This window comes from Mycobacterium scrofulaceum, from assembly GCF_001667885.1.
Classification (GTDB): domain Bacteria; phylum Actinomycetota; class Actinomycetes; order Mycobacteriales; family Mycobacteriaceae; genus Mycobacterium; species Mycobacterium scrofulaceum_C.
Window position 1 is genome coordinate 34,034 of record NZ_LZJW01000062.1, and the last position, 21,919, is coordinate 55,952.

The 21,919-nt window shown below is 68.9% G+C and carries 17 protein-coding genes; 4 read left to right on the forward strand and 13 right to left on the reverse strand.

Features of this window, described 5'->3' with window-relative positions; all coding sequences use genetic code 11:
* Positions 1 to 201: 201 nt before the first annotated feature.
* The 4 genes from A5681_RS09145 to A5681_RS09160 all read right to left on the reverse strand — a co-directional run bounded on the left by A5681_RS09145 (position 202) and on the right by A5681_RS09160 (position 7,279).
* Entirely contained in the window at positions 202 to 2,286 is a 2,085-nt protein-coding gene (locus tag A5681_RS09145) for a substrate-binding domain-containing protein (protein WP_067272553.1), read from the reverse strand.
* A 108-nt stretch (positions 2,287 to 2,394) separates the two neighbouring features.
* Positions 2,395 to 4,590: a malate synthase G gene (locus A5681_RS09150; protein WP_067272554.1), complete on the reverse strand. Its 2,196-nt coding sequence runs from the start codon at positions 4,588 to 4,590 to the stop codon at positions 2,395 to 2,397.
* Positions 4,591 to 4,871: 281 nt separating this feature from the next.
* Positions 4,872 to 5,912: a hemolysin family protein gene (locus A5681_RS09155; protein ID WP_067272556.1), complete on the reverse strand. Its 1,041-nt coding sequence runs from the start codon at positions 5,910 to 5,912 to the stop codon at positions 4,872 to 4,874.
* The gene (locus A5681_RS09160; RefSeq protein ID WP_067272560.1) at positions 5,909 to 7,279 is read right to left on the reverse strand and encodes a hemolysin family protein; all 1,371 of its coding nucleotides are present in this window, start codon (positions 7,277 to 7,279) and stop codon (positions 5,909 to 5,911) included. Before A5681_RS09160 ends, A5681_RS09155 begins: the two co-directional genes overlap by 4 nt.
* 294 nt (positions 7,280 to 7,573) lie before the next feature.
* Between A5681_RS09160 and A5681_RS09165 the strand changes: the two genes are divergently transcribed.
* Complete coding sequence (locus A5681_RS09165) at positions 7,574 to 8,200, forward strand: GNAT family N-acetyltransferase (RefSeq protein ID WP_067272563.1); 627 nt, start codon at positions 7,574 to 7,576, stop codon at positions 8,198 to 8,200.
* 61 nt (positions 8,201 to 8,261) lie between these two features.
* Here the strand turns inward: A5681_RS09165 and A5681_RS09170 are convergent, their stop codons facing one another.
* The 4 genes from A5681_RS09170 to A5681_RS09185 form a co-directional block, all read right to left on the reverse strand.
* Positions 8,262 to 9,698, reverse strand: a complete 1,437-nt coding sequence (locus tag A5681_RS09170) for a GuaB1 family IMP dehydrogenase-related protein (protein WP_067272567.1) — start codon at positions 9,696 to 9,698, stop codon at positions 8,262 to 8,264.
* Between the two features lie 42 nt (positions 9,699 to 9,740).
* The gene (gene gndA, locus A5681_RS09175) at positions 9,741 to 11,198 is read right to left on the reverse strand and encodes an NADP-dependent phosphogluconate dehydrogenase (RefSeq protein ID WP_067272571.1); all 1,458 of its coding nucleotides are present in this window, start codon (positions 11,196 to 11,198) and stop codon (positions 9,741 to 9,743) included.
* Positions 11,199 to 11,298: 100 nt separating this feature from the next.
* Positions 11,299 to 12,249, reverse strand: a complete 951-nt coding sequence (locus tag A5681_RS09180; protein WP_067272574.1) for a M56 family metallopeptidase — start codon at positions 12,247 to 12,249, stop codon at positions 11,299 to 11,301.
* A 14-nt stretch (positions 12,250 to 12,263) separates the two neighbouring features.
* The gene (locus A5681_RS09185; protein ID WP_067272577.1) at positions 12,264 to 12,683 is read right to left on the reverse strand and encodes a BlaI/MecI/CopY family transcriptional regulator; all 420 of its coding nucleotides are present in this window, start codon (positions 12,681 to 12,683) and stop codon (positions 12,264 to 12,266) included.
* 305 nt (positions 12,684 to 12,988) lie between these two features.
* On the opposite strand from A5681_RS09185, the gene A5681_RS09190 reads away from it, so the two are divergent.
* Entirely contained in the window at positions 12,989 to 13,378 is a 390-nt protein-coding gene (locus tag A5681_RS09190; protein WP_067272581.1) for a PaaI family thioesterase, read from the forward strand.
* Positions 13,379 to 13,587: 209 nt separating this feature from the next.
* Here the strand turns inward: A5681_RS09190 and A5681_RS09195 are convergent, their stop codons facing one another.
* The 4 genes from A5681_RS09195 to A5681_RS09210 form a co-directional block, all read right to left on the reverse strand.
* Positions 13,588 to 14,976: an NAD(P)/FAD-dependent oxidoreductase gene (locus tag A5681_RS09195; protein ID WP_067272584.1), complete on the reverse strand. Its 1,389-nt coding sequence runs from the start codon at positions 14,974 to 14,976 to the stop codon at positions 13,588 to 13,590.
* A gap of 207 nt (positions 14,977 to 15,183) precedes the next feature.
* Positions 15,184 to 15,564: a DUF4189 domain-containing protein gene (locus A5681_RS09200; protein ID WP_067272587.1), complete on the reverse strand. Its 381-nt coding sequence runs from the start codon at positions 15,562 to 15,564 to the stop codon at positions 15,184 to 15,186.
* 115 nt (positions 15,565 to 15,679) lie between these two features.
* Positions 15,680 to 16,597, reverse strand: coding sequence for an LLM class F420-dependent oxidoreductase (locus A5681_RS09205; RefSeq protein ID WP_067272590.1), 918 nt, complete (start codon positions 16,595 to 16,597; stop codon positions 15,680 to 15,682).
* A gap of 59 nt (positions 16,598 to 16,656) precedes the next feature.
* Positions 16,657 to 17,334 carry an SDR family oxidoreductase gene (locus A5681_RS09210; protein ID WP_067272592.1) on the reverse strand — a complete coding sequence of 226 codons (678 nt, stop codon included), beginning with the start codon at positions 17,332 to 17,334 and terminating at the stop codon, positions 16,657 to 16,659.
* Between the two features lie 234 nt (positions 17,335 to 17,568).
* Between A5681_RS09210 and modA the strand changes: the two genes are divergently transcribed.
* Positions 17,569 to 18,327 (forward strand): molybdate ABC transporter substrate-binding protein, encoded by a 759-nt coding sequence (gene modA, locus A5681_RS09215; protein WP_067272596.1) that lies wholly within the window; start codon positions 17,569 to 17,571, stop codon positions 18,325 to 18,327.
* Here modA and A5681_RS09220 read toward each other — a convergent pair whose 3' ends face one another.
* Positions 18,328 to 20,985: an ATP-binding protein gene (locus A5681_RS09220; RefSeq protein WP_231996261.1), complete on the reverse strand. Its 2,658-nt coding sequence runs from the start codon at positions 20,983 to 20,985 to the stop codon at positions 18,328 to 18,330. It lies immediately after the preceding gene.
* 131 nt (positions 20,986 to 21,116) lie between these two features.
* Between A5681_RS09220 and A5681_RS09225 the strand changes: the two genes are divergently transcribed.
* Positions 21,117 to 21,914 (forward strand): ABC transporter permease, encoded by a 798-nt coding sequence (locus A5681_RS09225; protein WP_197498557.1) that lies wholly within the window; start codon positions 21,117 to 21,119, stop codon positions 21,912 to 21,914.
* The last annotated feature ends 5 nt before the right edge of the window (positions 21,915 to 21,919 follow it).

Consider the following 21,919-nt stretch of genomic DNA (forward strand, 5'->3'; position numbering starts at 1 on the left):
CGGCAGTCGTCACGGACACGCGCAACATCGGGTCACCCTCCGGATGGTGCGCAAGCGCTCAACCGAAAGCCTTCGCACCGCTCCCCATAGCGTCGGCCGTGGAATCAACCTCTTTTGAAGCCTAGCGGCAACTTGCGGTCCAGACGGTGAAGACCCCGCCGCAACCTTCGCTTGCCCGCCCCGTACGAGGGTAACCCGGCCTCAGCTCAGGAAGGCGTTGAGTGCCGCGGCGAGGTCGGGGGACGCCGACGTGGCGAGGTTCTGGTAGCCGCCGCCGCTGAGCTGGGCGACGGCCTCCCACGTCGCGCGGTCCGGGTCGCCGCCGAAGTCGATGACGTTCACCGCGATCGGTTTGGCCGGGTCAGCGCTCTTGCGGATGAAGTCCTGCAGCCCCGGCCCGTCGAGGGTTTGGTCGGTGTGCGGCCCCGCGGTGATGACCAGGATCGAGTTGGTCTGGCCCGCGTGGTAATTGGCCTGCAGCTCCTGGTAGATCATCCGCAGCGTGGTGAACGACACCGCACCGCCGGCCGACGAGTACTGCTTGTCCAGCGCCGCAGTCAGCGCCGCCGAGCGCGGCTGGCCGCTGGTCGGAGTGACCGGGTCGCCCAGCGGCCCGCCGGGCACCTCCGAGCGGCCCTCGTGACCGTCGAACGTCCACAGGCCCACCACGGACGTGGGCGGCAGCGCCCTGATCTTGTCCTGAAGTGCGGCGATCACGTTCGCCAACCGGGACTTGCCGCCTTCCTGGCCGGGCATCGACTGGTCGAGCATGATGGTCGCGGCCAGCCCGCTCGACGGGGACGCCATCGCCTCGGCCAGCGTCGCGCGCATCGCGTCGTCGCCCACGGACAGTGTCGCGGGCAGTGCCGGGAACGTGGTGACGGGGCTGCTCGGCGGCGTGACCCCGTTGACCCGGAAGCCGGCCTTGGCCAGCTTGGCGAGCTGCTCGGGCTTGTGCATGTAGCGGGCGAACTCGCTGGCGGCCGCGGTCTGGTCCTGGGTCAGCCACGAGCCGCTCAGCAGCACGGTGGGGTAGTCGGCGACGGGCGCGGGGCCGGACGGCAGCCAGGGAGCCAAGGCGCCCTTGGCATTTGGCAGCGACTGTCCGCGCTGGAACAGCTGCTGCTCGGTGGTGATCACCGCGTGCACCGGCGCGGCCGCCGCGTCACCGGGTTTCACCAGGGTGTTCATCGCCTCGGTCAGGGAATTGTCCGCCAGCTTGGGCTGCGCGTTCAGCACCGCGCGCACCGCGCCGGTGCCTTGGGTCGCGGGCGCGCCGGGCGGTGCCGATGACGCCGCGATCGCTTCCCCGGCGAGGAACGCCGCGTCGCCGTTGCCGTTCATCGGCACGGCCAGCCGCAACGACCCCCACGCCGGGAGGTTCACGCCGGCCAATCCGTTCGGGTTGGTTTGCAGCCCGGGCAGAGCCGCCCAGTTCTGGTTGCCCAGGGCTGACGCGAGTTCGGGCCGGACGGCGAGCACCACCGGCGACGTCACCAGCGAGCGGCTGTCGGTGATCGTCTTCTGCGCGCTGGCCCCCGCGAGCCGCGCGGCCGAGACCGAGCTGCCGGGAACCCACAGGGCCGGCTGCCCGCCCAGCTCGGCGGGCCACTTGCCGATGAAGCCGTTCAGGACCGCGTCCGAGCCGGCCGGTTTGACGCTGACCTCCACGCAGTGGTCACCGATCGGGCCGGCCGTGGAGTTGTAGCTCTGCGCGAACTGCTGCACGGAATCGGCGATCGTCGGGTCGGCGATGACGGCCACCGTCTCCTTGCCGCCGACGCAGCGGCCGGCGGCCTGGTGCGAGCGGTTGGACAAGGCGTCACCGAAGAAACTCCACAGGATCACGGTGCCCACCACGACGACCACGGCCACCAGGGCCACGATCACGCCGATGCTGACCCCACGGCGCCCGCCCTCGCTGCGGTGGCCGCCCCGCCAGTCGCCGAGTCCCCGGTGCCCGCCGCGGAACAGCGACGGCGACGCGGCCGGTGGCTCCGCGGCGGGCGGGCCCGGCTGTCGCGGCGGGAACTCGGGATACTCGTCGGCGGTGTCACCGGCGGCGTAGGGCTCTTCGCCGGAGAAGACGTCGGCGTCCGAAAAGCCGTCGGCGTCCGAGAAGCCGTCGGCGTCCGAGAAGTCGTCCGCGAAGTCGTCGTCGGCCGGGTAGTCGCCCGCGTCGGAATGGCCCTCGCTGACGGCGTCCCGGTGACGGTCGTCCGTCTCACCGCTTTCGTACGGCTGGTCGACGGAGTCCTCAGGGTCGGGCAAACTGTGCCTACCCATAGCGGTGTCCGTCGCCTTTCCGTCGATAGATCCGTCTTGTTGTCAACCCGCCGCTGATCTTAGTCACCAGCGGCATCGATGCGTGCCGAGCCCGATTAAGGCACCGGCTCAATTTGATTGCGCCGCGCGGGCCTTGGCTTCGCGCCGACGGCGATGCAGGATCGGCTCGGTGTAGCCGTTGGGCTGCTGGGTTCCCGTCAGGATCAGGTCCTGGGCGGCCAGGAACGCCAGGCTGTCGTCGAAGTCCGGCGCCATCGGCTTGTAGGCGGCGTCCTTGGCGTTCTGCTCGTCGACCAGCGGCGCCATCCGTTCCAGGCTGGCTCGCACGTCCTCCTCGGTGATGACGCCGTGGCGCAGCCAGTTGGCCAGCAGCTGGCTCGAAATCCGCAGCGTCGCACGGTCTTCCATCAGGGCGACGTCGTGGATGTCGGGCACCTTCGAGCAGCCGACGCCCTGGGCGACCCAGCGCACCACGTAGCCGAGGATGGACTGGCAGTTGTTGTCGACCTCCTCGCGGATCTCCTCGGGAGCCCAGGCCAATTCCTTGGCCAGCGGGATGGTCAGCAGTTCCTCGATGGTGGTGCGCTTCTTGCCCGCCAGCTCGTCCTGCACCGCGCCCACGTCGACGTAGTGGTAATGCATCGCGTGCAGGGTGGCGGCCGTCGGTGAGGGCACCCACGCGGTGGTCGCGCCCGCCTTCGGCTGGCCGATCTTCTGCTCGACCATGTCGGCCATCAGCTCGGTCATCGCCCACATGCCCTTGCCGATCTGCGCCTTGCCCTTGAAGCCGGCGGCCAGGCCGATGTCGACGTTGGCGTCCTCGTAGGCCTTGATCCAGGCGGTGCTCTTCATCGCGCCCTTGCGGATCATCGGCCCAGCCTCCATCGACGTGTGGATCTCGTCGCCGGTGCGGTCCAGGAAGCCGGTGTTGATGAACACGACCCGGTCTGCCGCGGCCTTGATGCAGGCCTTGAGGTTGACGGTGGTGCGACGCTCCTCGTCCATGATGCCGACCTTCAGGGTGGCCTGCGGCAGGCCCAGCACGTCCTCGACCCGGCTGAACAGCTCGCAGGTGAAGGCGACCTCGTCGGGCCCGTGCATCTTGGGCTTGACGATGTAGATCGACCCGGTGCGGCTGTTGGCCAGCGGGCCGTTGGCGTCGCCCGTCTTGAGACCGTGGATCGCCGTCAGGCCGGTGAACAGCGCGTCCATGATGCCCTCGAACACCTCGTTACCGTCGGCGTCGACGATCGCGTCGTTGGTCATCAGGTGACCCACGTTGCGGACGAAGAGCAGGCTGCGGCCGGGCAGGGTCAGCTGGCCCTCACCGTCGGGCGTGGTGTAGGTGCGGTCCTGGTTGAGGACGCGGGTGAAGGTCTTGCCGTCCTTGGCGACTTCCTCGGACAGGTCGCCCTTGTTCAGCCCGAGCCAGTTGCGGTAGCCCAGCACCTTGTCGTCGGCGTCGACGGCGGCCACCGAGTCCTCGAAGTCCATGATCGTGGTGACGGCCGATTCCAGGACCACGTCCTTGATACCGGCGCGGTCGGTCTTGCCGATCGGCGATTCGGGGTCGATCAAGATCTCGATGTGCAGGCCGTGGTTGGCCAGGAGCACCGACCAGTCGGGGGAGCCGAGCTCGCCGGTGTAGCCGGCGAACTTCTCCGGGCTGGCCAGGCCGACGGACCCGTCGGCGGTCGCGACCTTCAGCTGGCCGTCCTCGACCGACAGTCCGGTGGCGTCGGCCCACGACCCGGATTCCAGCGGCACCGCCTGGTCGAGGAAGTTGCGGGCGTAGGCGATGACCTTGTCGCCGCGGACCTTGTTGTAGCTGGTGCCCTTCTCGGCGCCGTCATCCTCGGGGATGACGTCGGTGCCGTAGAGGGCGTCGTACAGCGAGCCCCAGCGCGCGTTCGCGGCGTTCAGCGCGAAGCGGGCGTTGAGCACGGGCACCACCAGCTGCGGACCCGCCGTCGTGGTGATCTCGTCGTCGACACCCGAGGTCGTGATCGTGAAGTCCTCGGGTTCGGGCAGCAGGTAACCGATTTCGGTGATGAACTCGCGGTAGGCCTCGACGTCGAACGGCTCGATCACGCGTTGCCGGTGCCACTTGTCGATCTGGGCCTGCAGCTCATCGCGGCGGCGCAGCAGATCCTGGTTCTTGGGCGTCAGGTCGGTGACGACTTTGTCGACTCCCGCCCAGAAGCTGTCCGGGTCGATGTCGGTGCCTGGCAGGGCCTCGTTGTTCACGAAGTCGTAGAGCACTCGGGCGACGCGCAGGTTCCCCGCCGACACGCGATCAGTCATGTTTCTCCTCCGTAATGAAGCCACACCGAGCCGCCATTGGCTCGGAGCGGCAATGCCTTCAGCGTACCGAGCAACAGCCTGGTGAGCGTATCCGCCCAACCCGCCGCACCAGGTCAGGCCGCGCTGGCAGCTCCAAACCATGCCGCTGCGGCGAGCCAGGGGACCGATTTACAGCAACGCATCAGCGCGCCTGAGATCCTGCGCCCTCCAGCACTTTCTTGACTGGCAGCCGATGAAAATCATACGGGCTCGCCGCACCCCCCTTCGGCGACCCGGTACCCCTACGCGTCGCGCATGGTGCCGACGAGGTCCTCAACCAGGTCTTCCATGGCCACCATCGCGACCACTTCGCCGCCCGCGCCGGTCACCAGCGCCAGATGGCTGTTGCTGCGGCGCATCCGCGACAACGCGTCGGCCAGCGGCAACGACTTGGGCAGCCGCGGAAGCGGGCGCACCATCGCCAGGTCGATCACGGTCTCGGGGTCGTCGCCGAGGGTCAGCATGTCCTTGATGTGCAGGTAGCCGATGAAGTCGCCGTTGACGTTCGAAACAGGGAACCGCGAGTAGCCGGTCTGGGCCAGGGCCCGCTCGACGGCCCCGATCGTCGGGCCCGAACCCGGCGCGGCCACCGGCACCGCGTGAACGTCGGCGAGCGGAACGGCCACGTCGCCGACCACGCGGGTACCGATCTGCAGCGCCCGGGTCAGCCGGGTGTGCTCCTCCCGGTCCAGCAGGCCCTGGGACTCCGATTCGGCGATCATCTCGCTCAGCTCGACGGGGGACACTGTGAGCTCGAGCTCCTCCTTGGGCTCCACCCCCAGCGCGCGCACCACCACGCTCGCGCATTTGTTGTAGAACGTGATGAACGGCCGGACGGCGCGAACGTAGGCCAGGTAGGCCGGCACCAGCAGCATCGCCGTGCGCTCGGGACCGGCCAGGGCGATGTTCTTGGGCACCATCTCGCCCAGCAACACGTGCAGCGTCACCACGATCGCCAACGCGATCGCGAACGACAGCGTGTGCAGCAGCGGCGGGGGGATGCTGGTCAACCCCAGCGCCGAGCGCAGCAGGCTGGAGACCGCCGACTCGCCGATCCGCCCCAGCAGCAGCGAGGCGGCGGTGACGCCCAGCTGGGCCCCGGCCAGCATCGCCGGCAGCTGCTCGCCGGCGCGGATCACCGTGACCGCGCGCGCCTTGCCCTGTTCGGCCAGCGCTTCCAGCCGGTCGCGCCGGGCCGAGATCAACGAGAATTCCGCGCCGACGAAGAAGGCGTTGACGCCGATCAGCAGGATCGCCAGGAGCACGCCAAGGGGATCGCTCATCGCTGGCCCCCCGGGGCCTCGGTGACGCCGTCACCCTGCAGCTCGTTGAGCTCCAGCAGGTCGATCCGCCGGCCCTCCATCCGGATGACGGTCGCCTGCCAGCGCAGGGAGGTGTCCAACAGCCCGTCGGCGTCCAGGGCCGGCAACTTCACGGTTTCGCCGGCCACCGGGATGTGGCCGAATTCCCGCAGCGCCAGCCCGCCGATGGTCTCGTAGGGCCCTTCGGGGGCCCGGAATCCGGTGGCGGCGGCCACCTCGTCGATGCGCAGCAGGCCCGAGACCCGCCACCCGGTGCCGGCGGCGACGACATCCGGGGTGGCGTCGTCGTGTTCGTCGCGGACGTCGCCGACGATCTCTTCGATCAGGTCCTCGACCGTGACCATGCCCGCGGTGCCGCCGTATTCGTCGACGACCATCGCGGTCTGCAGGCTGTTCGCGCGGATCTCGGCCATGACGGCGTCGCCGTCCAGCGTCGAGGGCACCACCGGGACGGGCTGCGCCACCTTCGTCAGCGGCGTGCGCGCCCGGTCGGCCGCCGGGATGGCCAGCACCTGTTTGACGTGCACGATGCCGATGGTCTCGTCGAGGTCGCCGTCGACGATCGGGAACCGGGAGAAGCCGGACTCGGCGGCCGTGGCCACCAGGTCGGCGACCGTGTCGTCCGTCTGCAGCGCGACGATCTTGGATCTGGGCGTCATGAGTTCCTCGGCGGTCAGGGTGCCGAACTGCAGCGAGCGCCGCACCAGCGACGCCGTCGCCGGATCCAGGGAGCCGCTGCGCGCCGAGGAACGCACCAGCGACAGCAGCTCCTGCGGCGACCGGGCCGACCGCAGCTCCTCGGCCGGCTCGATGCCCAGCCGGCGCACGATCCAGTTCGCCGCGCCGTTGGTGAGCCGGATCGCCGGGGTGAACAGCAGTGAGAACAGCAGCTGGACGCCCACCACGGCGCGGGCGGTGGACAGCGGCCGCGCGACGGCGAGGTATTTCGGGACCAGCTCGCCGAACACCATCGACACCGAGGTGACGATGATCAACGCCACGACCGCCATGATCGCGTCGGCCACTTTGTCGGGTATGCCCATCGCGTCGAACCACGGGTGCGGCAGGTCGGCCAGCATCGGATCGGTCAGGTAACCGGCCGCCAGCGTGGTTGCGGAGATGCCCAATTGGGCGCCGGACAGCTGGAACGACAACTTGTGGTGGGCTCGCCGGATCGCGCGGTCGCGCCGCCCGCCGCGGCGGGCGTTGGCTTCCACCGCGCTGCGGTCCAGCGTGGTGAGCGAGAACTCGGCGGCGACGAAGATCGCGTTGCCGAAGATGAGCACCGCGATGGCCAGGACGCTGATCGCGGCGACGCTGACGTTCATCGATCACGCCGCCCGCGGCCCGATTGCGTCGCCCGGATCGCCGGGGAAGGCTCCGCATCGGGCGGCGCGTCCGACGGCTGCCGCGCCCGGAAGCCCATGGGCTGCACGGGTGCCTGCGGCACGTCATTCCCTTCGCTGCCTGAAACCGGTGCGGACGCGGTCGCCTCCGTCTTTGCTGATTTATCGTAGCCGGGTTCGCCTCTCGCTCGGTCAACGACCGTTTTCGCCGGCGCTGCGTCCGGCCTCGGCACCCAAGTATGGTTTGCCTAACCTTACTCGATAGGCTGGCGCACTATGGCGTCCGAAGCCCCACCCGAAACCGAACCGGCCCAAGTGCTTCCGCGCGAGCGCTTCGACATCTCCGACGAGGTGGCCCACATCGGGCGGCCGCCGGCACCCGCGCTCGAACCGCCCTTCGCGCTGCGTGTCGCGCGGCGGGAGGACGCGGGCATGGTGGCGGAGTGGATGAACCGCCCGCACCTGGCGGCGGCCTGGGAATACGACTGGCCGACCGCGCGGTGGGAGCGGCATCTCGGCGCGCAGCTGGACGGAACGTATTCGCTGCCACTGCTGGGCAGCGTCCGCGGCGACGACTGCGCCTACCTCGAGTTGTATTGGGGGGCAAAAGATTTGATCTCACACTACTACGACGCCGAACCGTATGACCTGGGGCTGCACGCCGCCATCGCCGACCCGGCGCTGCTCAACCGGGGGCTGGGCCCGATGCTGTTGCCGCAGATCGTCGGTAGCGCCTTTGCCATGGAGCCCCGCTGCCGGCGCGTGATGTTCGACCCCGATCACCGCAACACCACGGCGCGCCGGCTGTGCGAGTTCGCCGGGTGCACGTTCCTCGGTGAGCACGACACCGGGAACCGGCGCATGTCGCTTTACGCGTGGGAACGTCCGGCCGCCGGCGCATAGCCCACGAAATGGCTTGCGCCGCCGCAGGTTTGCATCTGGCATTACAGCGGGCCGGGGGGTCTCACCAACCCAAGGGCAACGGGTGGCCCTCGGCGAACCCCGCGGCCGACTGCACACCCACGACGGCTCGCTCGTAGAGGTCCGTCAGGTTGGCGGCGCCGACGTAGGTGCACGTGCTGCGCACGCCCGAGGTGATGTGGTCGATCAGGTCCTCGACGCCGCCGCGGTCGGGGTCCAGGCCCATCCGCGAGGTCGAAATGCCTTCCTCGAACAGCGCTTTGCGCGCGCGGTCGAAGGCGGTGTCGGCGGCGCTGCGGGCGACCACCGCCCGCTTGGACGCCATGCCGTAGCTCTCCTTGTAGGCCTGGTCCTCGCGGTCGCGCATCAGGTCCCCGGGCGATTCGTAGGTGCCGGCGAACCACGACCCGATCATCACGTTGGACGCGCCGGCCACCAGCGCCAGCGCCACGTCCCGGGGATGGCGGACCCCGCCGTCGGCCCAGACGTGCCCGCCCAATTGCCTTGCCGCCGCGGCGCATTCGACGACGGCCGAGAATTGCGGGCGGCCCACCGCGGTCATCATCCGGGTGGTGCACATCGCCCCCGGCCCGACACCGACCTTGACGATGTTCGCCCCCGCGCCCAGCAGATCGCGGGTGCCCTCCGCGGAGACGACGTTGCCCGCCACCAGCGGCACACCGAGTTCGAGCGACGACACCGTGCGGATCGCCTCGAGCGTCTTCACCTGGTGCCCGTGCGCGGTGTCGATGACGAGCACATCGACACCCGCCTCGACCAGCGAGCGAGCCTTGGCGCCCACGTCGCCGTTGATGCCGACGGCCGCGCCCACCCGCAGCCGCCCTTCGCCGTCGACCGCCGGGGTGTACAGGCCGGTCCGCACGGCCCCGGTCCGGGTGAGCACACCGGCCAGCGTGCCGTCCGCGTTCGTCACGACGGCGACGCCGATCGGCGCGTGCTCGAGCAGGTCGAAGATCTTGCGCGGCTCGGTCCCGACCGGGGCGGTGACGAAGTCGGTGATCGCGACGTCCCGCACCCGGGTGAAGCGGTCCACGCCCAGGCAGCACGATTCGCTCACCAATCCCATCGGTCGGCCCTCGAAGACCACGACGGCGACCCCGTGCGCGCGCTTGTGGATCAGCGCCGTCGCGTCGGAGACCGAATCGTCGGGACCCAGCACCACCGGGGTGTCGAGCACCAGGTCGCGGCTCTTGACGAAGTCCAGCGTCTGCTGCACCGCGGTGATCGGAATGTCCTGCGGCAGGATGACCAGGCCGCCCCGCCGCGCGACCGTCTCGGCCATCCGCCGCCCGGCCACCGCCGTCATGTTGGCGACCACCACCGGGATGGTGGTGCCCGAGCCGTCCTGGGTGGACAGGTCGACATCGAAGCGCGACGCGACCTCCGACCGGTTCGGCATGACGAAGACGTCGTTATAGGTCAGGTCGTAGCCGGGCCGATGCCCATCCAGGAATCTCATCGCTGTCGCCGTGCCCCCTCGTGTCCTCTCAGTAGTACCCCGCTAGGCGGGAACTTCGCTGCGGTCCCCGCTCCACAGCGTGTGGAAACGCTGATCGGGGTCCGCGTCGGTCCGGCCGTAGGTGTGGGCGCCGAAGAAGTCGCGCAAGCCCTGGGTCAGCGCCGCGGGCAGCCGCTCGGTGCGCAGCGCGTCGTAGTAGGACAGCGCCGAGGAGAAGCCGGGGATCGGGATGCCCAGCTGCGTGGCCGTCACCACGACGCGGCGCCAGCCGTCGATCGCGGCCTCGATCGCGCTGCGGAAGTAGGGCGCGACGATCAGGGTCGGCAGGTCGGGGTCCTCGTCGAACGCGTCTTTGATGCGGTTGAGGAACTTGGCGCGGATGATGCAGCCCCCGCGCCAGATGGTGGCCAGGTCGCCCGGCGTGATGCCCCAGTCGTATTCGGCGCTGCCGGCCTGAATCTGGTTGAAGCCCTGGGCATACGCGATGATCTTCGACGCGTACAGGGCCTGGCGCACGTCCTCGACGAACTGCTGCGCGTCGGCGGGTTTGCCGCCCAGCTCGCCCGAGGCCAGCCCCGTGGTGGCCTTGCGCTGGGTCACCGAACCCGACAGCGCGCGGGCGAACACCGCCTCGGCGATGCCGGTGACCGGGACGCCGAGGTCCAGCGCAGACTTCACCGTCCAGCGGCCGGTGCCCTTCTGCTCGGCCTCGTCGAGGATGACGTCGACGAGCGGTTTGCCGGTTTTGGCGTCGGTCTGGCGCAGCACCTCGGCGGTGATCTCGATCAGGAAGCTGTCCAGGTCGCCCTTGTTCCATTCGGCGAACACGTCCGCGATCTCGGGCGCGGACTTGCCCAGGCCGTCGCGCAGCAGCTGGTAGGCCTCGCCGATCAGCTGCATGTCGGAGTACTCGATGCCGTTGTGCACCATCTTGACGAAGTGGCCCGCGCCGTCGGGTCCGATGTGGGTGCAGCACGGGACGCCGTCGACGTGTGCGGAGATCTCCTCGAGCAGCGGGCCCAGGGAGGTGTAGGACTCGGCGGGGCCGCCCGGCATGATCGACGGGCCGTTGAGCGCGCCCTCCTCGCCGCCGGAGATGCCGGCGCCGACGAAGTGCAGCCCCCGTTTGCGCATCGCCTTCTCGCGGCGAATGGTGTCGGTGTAGAGGGCGTTGCCGCCGTCGATGATGATGTCGCCTTCCTCCATGGCGTCGGCGAGCTCGTTGATGACCGCGTCAGTGGGGTCGCCGGCCTTGACCATGATGAGCACCCGGCGCGGCTTTTCGAGCGCGTCGAGGAACTCGGCGATGGTTTCCGATCGCACGAACTTGCCCTCGTCGCCGTGCTCCTTGAGCAGCGCGTCGGTCTTGGCGATCGACCGGTTGTGCAGCGCCACCGTGTAGCCGTGCCGGGCGAAATTGCGAGCGATGTTCGAGCCCATCACCGCCAGACCGGTGACGCCGATCTGCGCGGTAGCGGTCTTTGATTCCGACGAACCCATGTCTTCGCCTCTCGAGTCGGAGAACTGTGCCCAAAAGCTTTCCGTCACACTGTGGCACAGGGGACAGGCGTCCGCCCGGGGTGCTGGGCTCTCGGCGGCCTCAGAGGTTGAACAGGCGCCGCAGCTCCGTGAGCCACGGCACGGCCAGCGCGACGGTGGGCACGACGAACACGGCGGCCGCGGCCAGGTATGCGGCCGCCCCCAGCGCCAGGCTGTTGCCGCCCCCGCACAGCCGGCGGACGCGGACCACGGTGCTCGGCCCGCCGGCGGCCAACGCGCCCGACGGAGCGCGCCCGGACGCGCAGGCGACCAGCGCGCGAGCCAGGGGAGCGCGGCCGGCGGCGCGCACGGCGGCGTCGTCGGCGAGCAGCTCGACGAGCAGCTGCACCGCGCCGAGCGCGTTGGCGCTGCGCACCAGCCGCGGGAAGGCCGCGTGCACCGCGGTGAAGGCCTCCAGCACGAGGTCGTGCCGGGCCCGCAGATGGGCCCGTTCGTGGGTGAGGATCGCCGCGACCTCGGCGTCGGCGAGCGTGCTCAGCGCGCCCTCGCTGACCACCACCCGGCTCCGGACCCCCGGCAGGCAGTAGGCGAGCGGCTGCGGCACATCCAACACGCGAAGGTCGCGGGTGTGGGCGCAGGGCTGGGGCAGCGCCCCGCCGCGGCCGAGGCCTACCAGATCGACGACCATGCGGTGATGGGCGCGCCGACGCCGGTTGGCGATGGCTACCCGAACCACGGCAACCATCAAACGGGCGCCGACCAGCACGGTCAGCGCGAAGACGCTGATGTAGGCGGCCCACAACGGCCACCCCAGGCGCCCGGCGGCGCCGAGGATGCTGGCGGTGGGCCGCCCGTCGGGACCGGGCATGAACAGCCGGGTCGCGATCGCAATCCCGGCGCTGAACGCCGAGAGGACCGCGGCCAGGGCGATGGCCTGCCACAACACCATCGCGGCGCGGGGAGCGCGCAACGGCCAGCTCGCGCGTGCCAACAAGGCCGGCACCGGACCGACCAGCAGCACCGCGAGGATGGTGAAGGCCAGCGCGGACACGCTGTCAGTCTCCCTCAGTCCTCCGGCGACGCGCCAGCGGATGGCGCGTTATTGCGTTGATTGGCTTCCAGTTCGGCGAGCGCTCGCCGAAGCGCGTCCGCCTCGTCCGCGCCGACCCGCTCGACGAAGTGGACCAGAGCGGCCTGCCTGCCGCCGGGGTCCTCGGCCTGGGCCAGCGCGTCGACCATCAGCCCGGCGACCAGTTCGTCGCGGCCGTGCACGGGTGCGTACCGGTGGGCGCGGTCGTCGCGAATCTGCGAGACCAGGTTTTTCTTGGCCAGTCGTTGCAGGACGGTCATGATCGTCGTGTAGGCGAGGTCGCGTCGCGCGGACAACGCCTCGTGGACCTGGCGGACCGTTTGAGGTTCCGGTGTGGACCACAAGTGGTCCATCACGGCGCGTTCCAGATCCCCCAGCCGGGTCAGTTTCGCCATAGTCCGTTCTCTCCTGACGTCGACATCATCGTACTCCGCTTACTACCGACGGTCGTACCGACGCTTCTGGCCCGCCGCCGGATAAGCGCTTGCGAAATTAGGGCAGCCTTGCCTATGCTAACCCAGTCGAGCGAACAACGACCGCGGCAGAGTCCTGAGGGCTGCAGTGACCCCCGGTCTACTCGATCGGCGAGCCCCGTGCCCTCGCGGCACGGGGCTCAGCCGTTTCCGGGGCCCGCATCCCCGCCGCGAGCGCCGGCGCCCGGCCCATGGTGTAAACACAGAACGTGCCACAGCCGCCGACCATGCCGCCGGACTTCACCGCGCCGTTCGATCAGGAGATCGGGCTGCAATTCACCGAGCTGAGCCCCGACGGCGCCCGCGCCCAACTCGAGGTCACCCCCAAACTGTTGCAGCCGATGGGGCTCGTGCATGGCGGGGTGTACTGCTCGATCATCGAGAGCATGGCCAGCGTGGCCGCCTACACCTGGCTTGCCACCCGTGGCGGCGGCGAGGTGGTCGGGGTCAACAACAACACCGACTTTCTGCGGTCCATCGGGTCGGGCATGGTGTACGGCACCGCCGAACCGATCCACCGCGGCCGGCGCCAGCAGTTGTGGCTGGTCACCATCACCGACGGCGACGGCAAGGTGGTCGCCCGCGGCCAAGTGCGGCTGCAGAACCTCGCGGCGTAGCCAAAGCTTGGGTTACTCACGCGGCGCTGGCTGCGCCGTCGGATCTGTTCTTAATCAACAAGTCTGGCTGGATGCCCATGCGGACACCCTGGGCGCCAAGGGATTTCGCCGTCATTCGGTTCGAAGGCCCCGTCAGACGATTCGATTGCCTTGCGTTGTAACGACTCACACAGGCTGCTCAGCACGTGGCAGGCCGACCGGTTGGCCGGTTAGCTCGCTCGCTTGGCGGCCGTCGGCCGCTTGGCTTCGGCGGCCAGCACCGCCAGCTGCTCCAGGCGGGTGCGGGCGAAGGCCTGCTGTTCGGTGATCGTCAGCTGGCCGCGCCGGGTGCTCAGGAACGTCACCGTCCACGACAACAGTGTGCTGACCTTGGTCTTGAACCCGACCAGGTAGACGAGGTGCAGTACCAACCACATCAGCCAGGCGATGAAGCCGCTGAACTCCAGCGGACCCACCTTGGCCACCGCGGAGAACCGCGAAACGGTGGCCATCGAACCCTTGTCGAAGTACTGGAACGGCTCGCGCTCTGCCGGGTCTGCCCCGCCGAGCTCAGCCTTGATTGTGCCGGCGACGTACTTGGCGCCCTGGATCGCGCCCTGCGCCACCCCGGGGACGCCCTCGACGGCGGCCATGTCGCCGATCACGAACACGTTCGGGTGACCCGGGACCGACAGGTCGGGCAAGACCTTGACGCGGCCCGCCCGATCCAGTTCCACCGACGATTGTTCGGCGAGGTCCCGGCCCAGGCCGCTGGCCTGCACGCCCGCAGACCACACCTTGCAGGCGGACTCGATGCGCCGGATCGTGCCGTCGGAGTCCCTGACGGTGATGCCGTTCCGGTCGACGTCGGTGACCATCGCCCCCAGCTGGATCTCCACGCCCATCTTCTCCAGCCGGGCCCGGGCCCGGGTCCCCAGCTTGTCGCCGAACGGCGGCAGCACGGCCGGCGCGGCGTCGAGCAGGATCACCCGCGCCTTGGTGGAGTCGATCCCACGAAATGAGCCCTTCAGCGTGTGGGCCGCCAATTCCGCTATCTGCCCTGCCATTTCGACGCCGGTGGGGCCGGCGCCGATGACGGTGAACGTCAACAACTTGGCCCGTCGTTCCGGATCGCGCGACCGTTCGGCTTGCTCGAAGGCGCTCAGGATGCGGCCACGCACCTCCAGCGCGTCGTCGATCGACTTCATGCCGGGCGCGAACTCGGCGAAGTGGTCGTTACCGAAGTAGGACTGTCCCGCGCCCGCGGCGATAATCAAGCTGTCGTAAGGGGTTTCGTAGGTGTGGCCGAGCAAATCGGACACCACGAACTTTCGGTCAAGATCGATGTGGGTGACGTCGCCGAGCAGCACCTGGACGTTGCGCTGCCTACGCAGCACGACGCGGGTGGGTGGGGCGATGTCGCCCTCGGACACGATGCCCGTGGCCACCTGGTATAGCAACGGCTGAAACAGGTGGTGGGTGGTGCGGGCGATCAGCTTGATGTCGACGTTGGCGTGCTTGAGTTTCTTTGCCGCGTTGAGTCCACCGAATCCCGAACCGATGATGACGACCTGGTGGCGCCGTTCGGTTCCAGCTGTGGTTTCTGGTGGGGGGCTCATGTTTCCGCTGCTCCTGACGGGGGCTTTTGGACACGCGACTGCAGTTAGCCACAACGCTAGTCAGGCGGATACCCGGAAACCTAGTTGATACGCATGTGTTGTTTGCAACACTAACGGTGTTGGGAGTGAAAACCCTGGTGGGCGACGGCCGCTGTGGCGTAACTATCAGGGCCGCCGGCCCGTCAGCCCGCTTGCATCAAGCCGCCGTTATTGGCCCGAGCCTCCGCCCACGCAGTGGTCGTGGCCCGCCTGGATTGTTCCGCCGGGGGCGCGTGAGAGCGCCTGTGCTTCCGCCTCTTCGGGCGTCGGGCCCCAGCCCCCGAAGTATTTGGTCTTCGACGCGTTCATCACCAGCGCCACGCACCCGCCCTGCCCACTGGCCAGCAGGCGGCAGTCGCTGATCGTCTTGCGGCAGGTCTCCATGACCGCCTTCTCGGCCGCACCCACGCTCGAGGCGCCGTCGGCGATGTCGATGTGGCCGGTGGAGTCCGATATCGCCATCGCGATCCCGTCGCCCCCGGCCTGCGCGACCGGGGGTGCGACAAGCGCCACGCCCGCCGCGACCGCCGCCAGGACTAGTCTCTTCATCGCCTTCCGGTCCCCTACTTCCGCGCTGCGCCGGGGTGGCGCAGGTAAACGCTGCTATTCGGAAGTATTACCGCCGCGCGGCCATTCCGCGACCCCACAGGTGCGGGGTCGGCGGTTACAGGCCGACGACCGGGCGCAGCGCCTCGCCTACGGAGCTGATCACGCCGGGGGCATAGAAGGGCAGGTTGATGATGACACCGTCGATGCCGGCGTCCACCACCTTGGTCTTGATCTGGTCGGCGACCGACTCGGGGCTGCCGACCACCATGCGCTGGGTCATCTCGGCCGGAATCTGGTCGGGCTTGGTGTTTTCGTCGACCAGCACCGTGGTCAGGGTGCTGGTTTCCAGCGTCGCCGGGTCGCGGCCGATCTCCTCGCAGCGCCGCCGCACGACGTCCAATTTGCCCGCCAGTTCGTCGAATCCGGCGATGACGTTGAGGTGATCGAAGTGGCGCGCGGCGAGGGGGATCGTCTTCTTCTCACCGCTACCGCCGATCATCAGCGGAATGTGGTCGCGGAAGCGGGGATTCGCCATCGCCTCGCGCACGTGGTACCACTCGCCGGAGAAGGTCGGCCGCTCGCCCTTGATCATCGGCAGGATGATCTGCAGCGCCTCCTCGAGCCGGTTGAACCTGTCGGTGAAAGTGCCGAATTCGAAACCCAGTTGGTCGTGCTCGAGTTCGAACCAGCCGGTTCCGATGCCCAGGATGGCGCGGCCCTGGCTCACCACGTCGAGGGTGGTGATGGTCTTCGCCAGCAGCGCGGGATTGCGGTAGGTGTTGCCGGTCACCAAGGTGCCCAACTGGACTCGCTCAGTGGCGGTGGCCAGCGCACCCAGGGCCGTGTAGGCCTCCAGCATCGGCTGGTCGGGGTCGCCCAGCATGGGCAGTTGGTAGAAGTGGTCCATCAAGAAGACGGAGTCGAAACCGGCGGCTTCGGCCTCACGCGCCTGAGCGATAACTGTGGGGAAGAGCTTGTCCACCCCGGTGCCGTAGGAGAAGTTGGGAATCTGCAGACCGAGTCGAATAGCCACGCGATCTACCGTAGTGCCGCTCCGCGCGCGACGATACGGCTCGGGCCGCGATTACGCCCTCAGCCGAATTGCGCGAGCGCGCCGTGGCTGACGTGCAGCGTCTGGCCGGTGATGTGGCGGGCCGCCGGAGTGGTGAGGAACAGGGCCAGCCGGGCCACCTCGGCGGCGACCGACGGGGGCGTGCGGGAGAGTCCGTCGTAGCCGGGCTGCGCGCTGCGCCCACTGGCCACGGCGTTGACCGTGATGCCGCGCGTGCCGAAGACGCCGGCCTGTCCGGCGACCCAGTTCGACAGCGTCGCCTTGATCGCGGCGTCGACGCTTCCGGCGGGCGGGTTCTCGGGCACCACACTGATGATCGAGCCACCCGAGCGCAGGTGATCACCCACGGTCTGCACCGTCAGCACCGCCGACAGCACAGTGGCATCGAGGGCATTCCGCCACGCGTTGGCCGTGTCGGCGATCGAGTACGTGCGCGGGTCACCGGCCTCCCAGGAGGGCGCCGGCACATTGACGATGGTGTCCAGATGGTGGGGGAAGAGGGGACGGGCCTCGGTCAGGCTGGCCGGGTCGGTGGTGTCGCAGACGATCGCGTCGACGTCCAGTTCCTTGGCGGCGATCTCCAGCTCGCTGCGCCGCGCGCCCACGAGGGTCACCTTGTGACCGTCATCGCGGAAGCCTTCGGCCACTGTGCGTCCAAGTTCAGTGTCTCCACCGGTGACCAGCACTTCCACTGCCATGACCTCCTCGTGTTCAACGTTGAACCCAGATCCTGACGCGGATCGAACGACGGACCGGCCTGGGATCTCAGCACGTTATGGCATCAATACGCGTCCATGTTACTGGACAGTAGCTAGTCGGCGAAGTTGTTCGCGCCGCGACGCGCGGATCATTTCCGTAACTATTCGGCCCTCACTTTTCTGCGCCGTTAGGTCCGCAATAAGTCCGCATCGTCGGCGGGTTAGGGTGCATCCATGCCTCGAATCGGGTTCCTGGCCGGTTTCGTGTCGACGATGCTGCTGGTGGCCCTGGTCGGGTGCGGATCGAAACCGGCGGCGCCCGGAACGCTGGCGGTGTTCGCCGCCGCCTCGCTGAAGCCCGCGTTCACCCAAATCGGTGCGCACTTCAAGGCCCAGAACCCCGGCAGCACCGTCGACTTCGAATTCGCGGGTTCGTCGGAACTGGCCACCCAGCTGACGCAGGGCGCCACCGCCGACGTCTTCGCATCGGCGGACACGGCGCAGATGAACACGGTCGCCGAGGCCGGCTTGCTGTCCGGCGGCCCGACGAACTTCGCGTCGAACACGCTCGTGATCGTCACCGCGCCGGGCAACCCCAGGAAGGTCGGATCATTCGCCGACCTCGCGAGGCCGGGGTTGGCCGTGGTGATCTGCCAGAAGCCGGTGCCGTGCGGATCGGCAACCAAGCGTGTCGAGGACAGCACCGGCGTCCACCTCAACCCGGTGAGCGAGGAGCTGAGCGTGACGGACGTCCTCAACAAGGTCACCAGCGGCCAGGCCGACGCGGGGCTCGTCTACGTGACCGACGCCCACAGCGCCGGGAGCAAGGTGACGACCGTCAGCTTTCCGGAGGCCGCCGGCGCGGTGAACGTCTATCCGATCGCTGTGTTGAAGAAGGCGCCGCAGCCGACGCTGGCGCAACGGTTCGTGGCCATGGTGACCGGTGACGTCGGTCGAAACATCTTGGCTCAGTCGGGCTTCGCCAAACCCTGATCAGCGGCGCTGTTCGAATTCCGTTCGGGCCCGGTCGACTTGATCATAGGCGTAGGCCACCATCTCAGCGGTGGTCATGGTCTCACCCCGGCGGGCTAGCGATGCGTAGGTCTGATCACCGAGGACCTCGCGCAGGTGGGTGATCGTTGCGCCCAGTTCGGGCAAGGTGGTGGCCGCCATGGGGCTGACGGCCGCCAAACCGGCGATGGTGGATGCCGGTTCGTAGCGTCCGAGCCGGTCGAGGAGCACGGCGAGGACGGCCAGCGCGTTGTACAACATGCCGATGTTGCCCGACTCGTGATTGTTGCCGATGGCCACGGCGAGGTAATCCACCGCCGCCCCCGGGTCGCCTTGCTCGGACACCAGTCCGGCCGCCCAGTACGGGAATTGTGTTTCGTAGAACCGGTTTCCGCTGTCCCGCGCGACGAGCAGACTACGGCGCAGCGCCGCCAGGGCGCGATCCGGATCGGTGGCGCGGACGGCGTAGCCGGACACGAAAAGTGCGTACGCAAGCACCCATGGATTGCCGGTGGCTTCGGCGGCATCGATGAGGCCCTCGCCGGTTGCCATCGCCTCATCAACCGAACCGGAGACGGCGAGAGCGAACACCAGGTTGGCCCTGGCGAACGTGTTGGCGTCGCCGGTGCGCGCCAGCTGGGCGCGACACAGTTCGAGATACCGTTTGGGTTGCGCGACAAACAAATACGCACTGCCGAGAAAGGACTCACCGAAGTAGGACACCTTGTCGGTGGCCGCGGCGATGACCGTCTGGCCCACCTCGCTGTAGTGGACGGCCTCTTGGAACCGGCCGACAAGAACGCACAGCGACGCGCCCACACACACGGCGGCGAGCCGCGGGTGGTCGGCGGCACGGAGGCGTTCTACCAACTCCTCGGCCCACGCGATGGGTTCGTAGTTCTCGAGGAACGGACCGAGCAACCCGGCGTACGCCGCGATTGCGGCGCCCGCGTCCAGGTCGCCGTGGTCGGTGGCCCACCGAAAGGCGGTGCGTAGGTTGGCCAACTCGACCGTCAGCCAGTCGTACGCCTCGCGTTGACGCGGGCCGTCCCACAGGTCCATGATGTCGGCCTCACGCGCGGCGAAGTAGCGGGCATGCGCGGCACGGATCTCCTCCGCGGTGCCGCAGGCGACGAGTTGTTCCTCGGCGAACTGGCGGATCGTCTCGAGCATCGAAAACCGGGTGCGCCCCGAAGACCGGTCAGCGACCAGCAACGACTTGCGCACCAAAGCCTCGAGCAGGTCCAGGATGACGTAGTCATCGTCGGAATCCATTACGGCGCAGGCGCTTTCGAGGTCGAATCCGCCCGCGAACACCGAACAACGGTTCAGCACCGTCTTTTCCGCCTGGCCGAGAAGGTCATAGGACCAGCCCACGGCGTGCCGCAGCGTGTGGTGACGTTCCAAGCCGCGCCGCGAGCCGACCAGCAGCCGGAACCGGTGATCGAGACGATCACGCACCTCGCCGGCCGTCATCGACCCCATCCGCGAGGCGGCCAGCTCGATGGCGAGGGGAATCCCGTCCAGCCGCTGACAAATCTCGGTGACCGCCGCGGCTTCACCATCGTCGGCCATCGAGAAGCCCGCCGAAATGCCTTGGGCACGTTCGGTAAACAGGGTCACCGCCGCGGAGTCGATACCCGCCGCCACGTCCAGAGAACGGACCGTGCGCACCTGCTCATCGGGAATTCCGAGTCCTTCGCGGCTGGTGGCAAGGATCTTCACGGTCGACGATCGCGCGAGGACGGCTTCGACCAGGTCGGCGGCGGCGGCGAGCACGTGCTCGCAGTTGTCGAGCACCAACAGCCTGACCCGGCCCTCCAGAGCGGCGGCGACCGACTGGCTGACGGTCTTGCCCGGCTGCTGGGTGACGCTCAACACCGCCGCGACCGCATCGGGAATCGCCGCCGGATCGGTGACCGTGGCCAACTCGAAAAGCCAGACCCCATCCGGGAATTCGTCGGCCAAGCGAGCGGCCACCTCCAGCGCGAGGCGGGTCTTGCCGACCCCACCCACTCCGGTCAGCGTCACCAACCGATGCGTCTTGACCGCCGCTTCAATGTCGGCGACGGCTGCCTCTCGGCCGATCAAGCGGGTACCGGCGGGCCGCAGGTTTCCCGGGCTCGTATCGAGGGCCCGCAGCGGCGGAAAGTCCACCCGCAGGCCTGCGGCTCGGACCTGAAACACGCCGACCGGCGCCGGGATGTCCCGCAACCGCCGGGGGCCCAGGTCGAGCAGGTCCACGCCGCTCAGCAGGCCTGCCGTCGACTCGGCCACCAGGATCTGACCGCCGTGCCCGGCGGCCATCACGCGTGCGGCGCGATTCAGCACGGCGCCGAAGTAGTCACCGCCGCGCAGCTCGGCCTCGCCCGTCGCCAGCCCCATCCGCACCGGCAACGCGAGCGCGCGCTGCGCTGCCACCGCGGCATCCACCGCCGCGCGGGGTGAGGCGAACGCGGCGCACACGCCGTCACCGGTGTGCTTGAACAACCAGCCGCCGTGCGCCTCGATCGCCTCGCGCAACGCGTCGTCGTGGGCCGCGAGGGCGGCCCGCATGCCGTCCGCGTCGGCCTCCCACCGACGCGTCGAACCCTCGACGTCGGTGAACAGAAACGTCACGACACCCGAAGGCGCTGGCACCTCTGCAGAATCTCACAACGGACGCCCCTTGAACTGGCACATCGGCGGAAACCCGGCGCTCTGCCCGCTTGGCGATCGCGCGCGGCGCTAGGTTGAGGCGGTAAAGGTCTCCCGGCCAGAGGAGTGTCGGTATTAGCGGGCGTCGCGCGGATCTGCCGCGGTGGGTGTACGTGCCCGCCGCCGTGGGAGCCGGGTTCGTCGTGCTGCCGCTTCTCGCCATCGCGGTCAAGGTCGACTGGCCGAATTTCTGGTCGCTGATCACCAGTGCGTCGTCGCGAACGGCCTTGTTGCTCAGCCTCAAGACGGCCGCGGCCAGCACCGTGCTTTGCGTGCTGCTGGGCGTACCGATGGCCCTGGTGCTGGCCCGCAGCACCGCGCGACTGGTGCGGCTGCTGCGGCCGTTGATCCTGCTGCCCTTGGTGCTGCCGCCGGTCGTGGGGGGGATCGCGCTGCTGTACGCGTTCGGCCGGCTCGGGTTGCTCGGCCGGTATCTCGAGGCCGCCGGTATCAGCATCGCGTTCAGCCCGACCGCCGTGGTGTTGGCGCAGACCTTCGTGTCGCTGCCGTTCCTGGTCATTTCGCTGGAGGGCGCCGCGCGCACCGCCGGGGCCGACTTCGAGGTGGTGGCCGCGACCTTGGGAGCGCGTCCCAGCACCGTCTGGTGGCGAATCACCCTGCCGCTGCTGCTCCCGGGCCTGGCGTCGGGGGCGGTGCTGGCGTTCGCGCGTTCGCTGGGGGAGTTCGGCGCCACGCTGACGTTCGCCGGGTCTCGCCAGGGGGTGACCCGCACGCTGCCGCTGGAGATTTACCTGCAGCGGGTCACCGACGCCGATGCCGCGGTCGCGCTGTCCATCCTGCTGGTCGCGGTGGCGGCGCTGGTAGTGCTGGGGCTCGGCGGCGGCCGGCTGACCGGATACGCAACGAGATAGCCCGG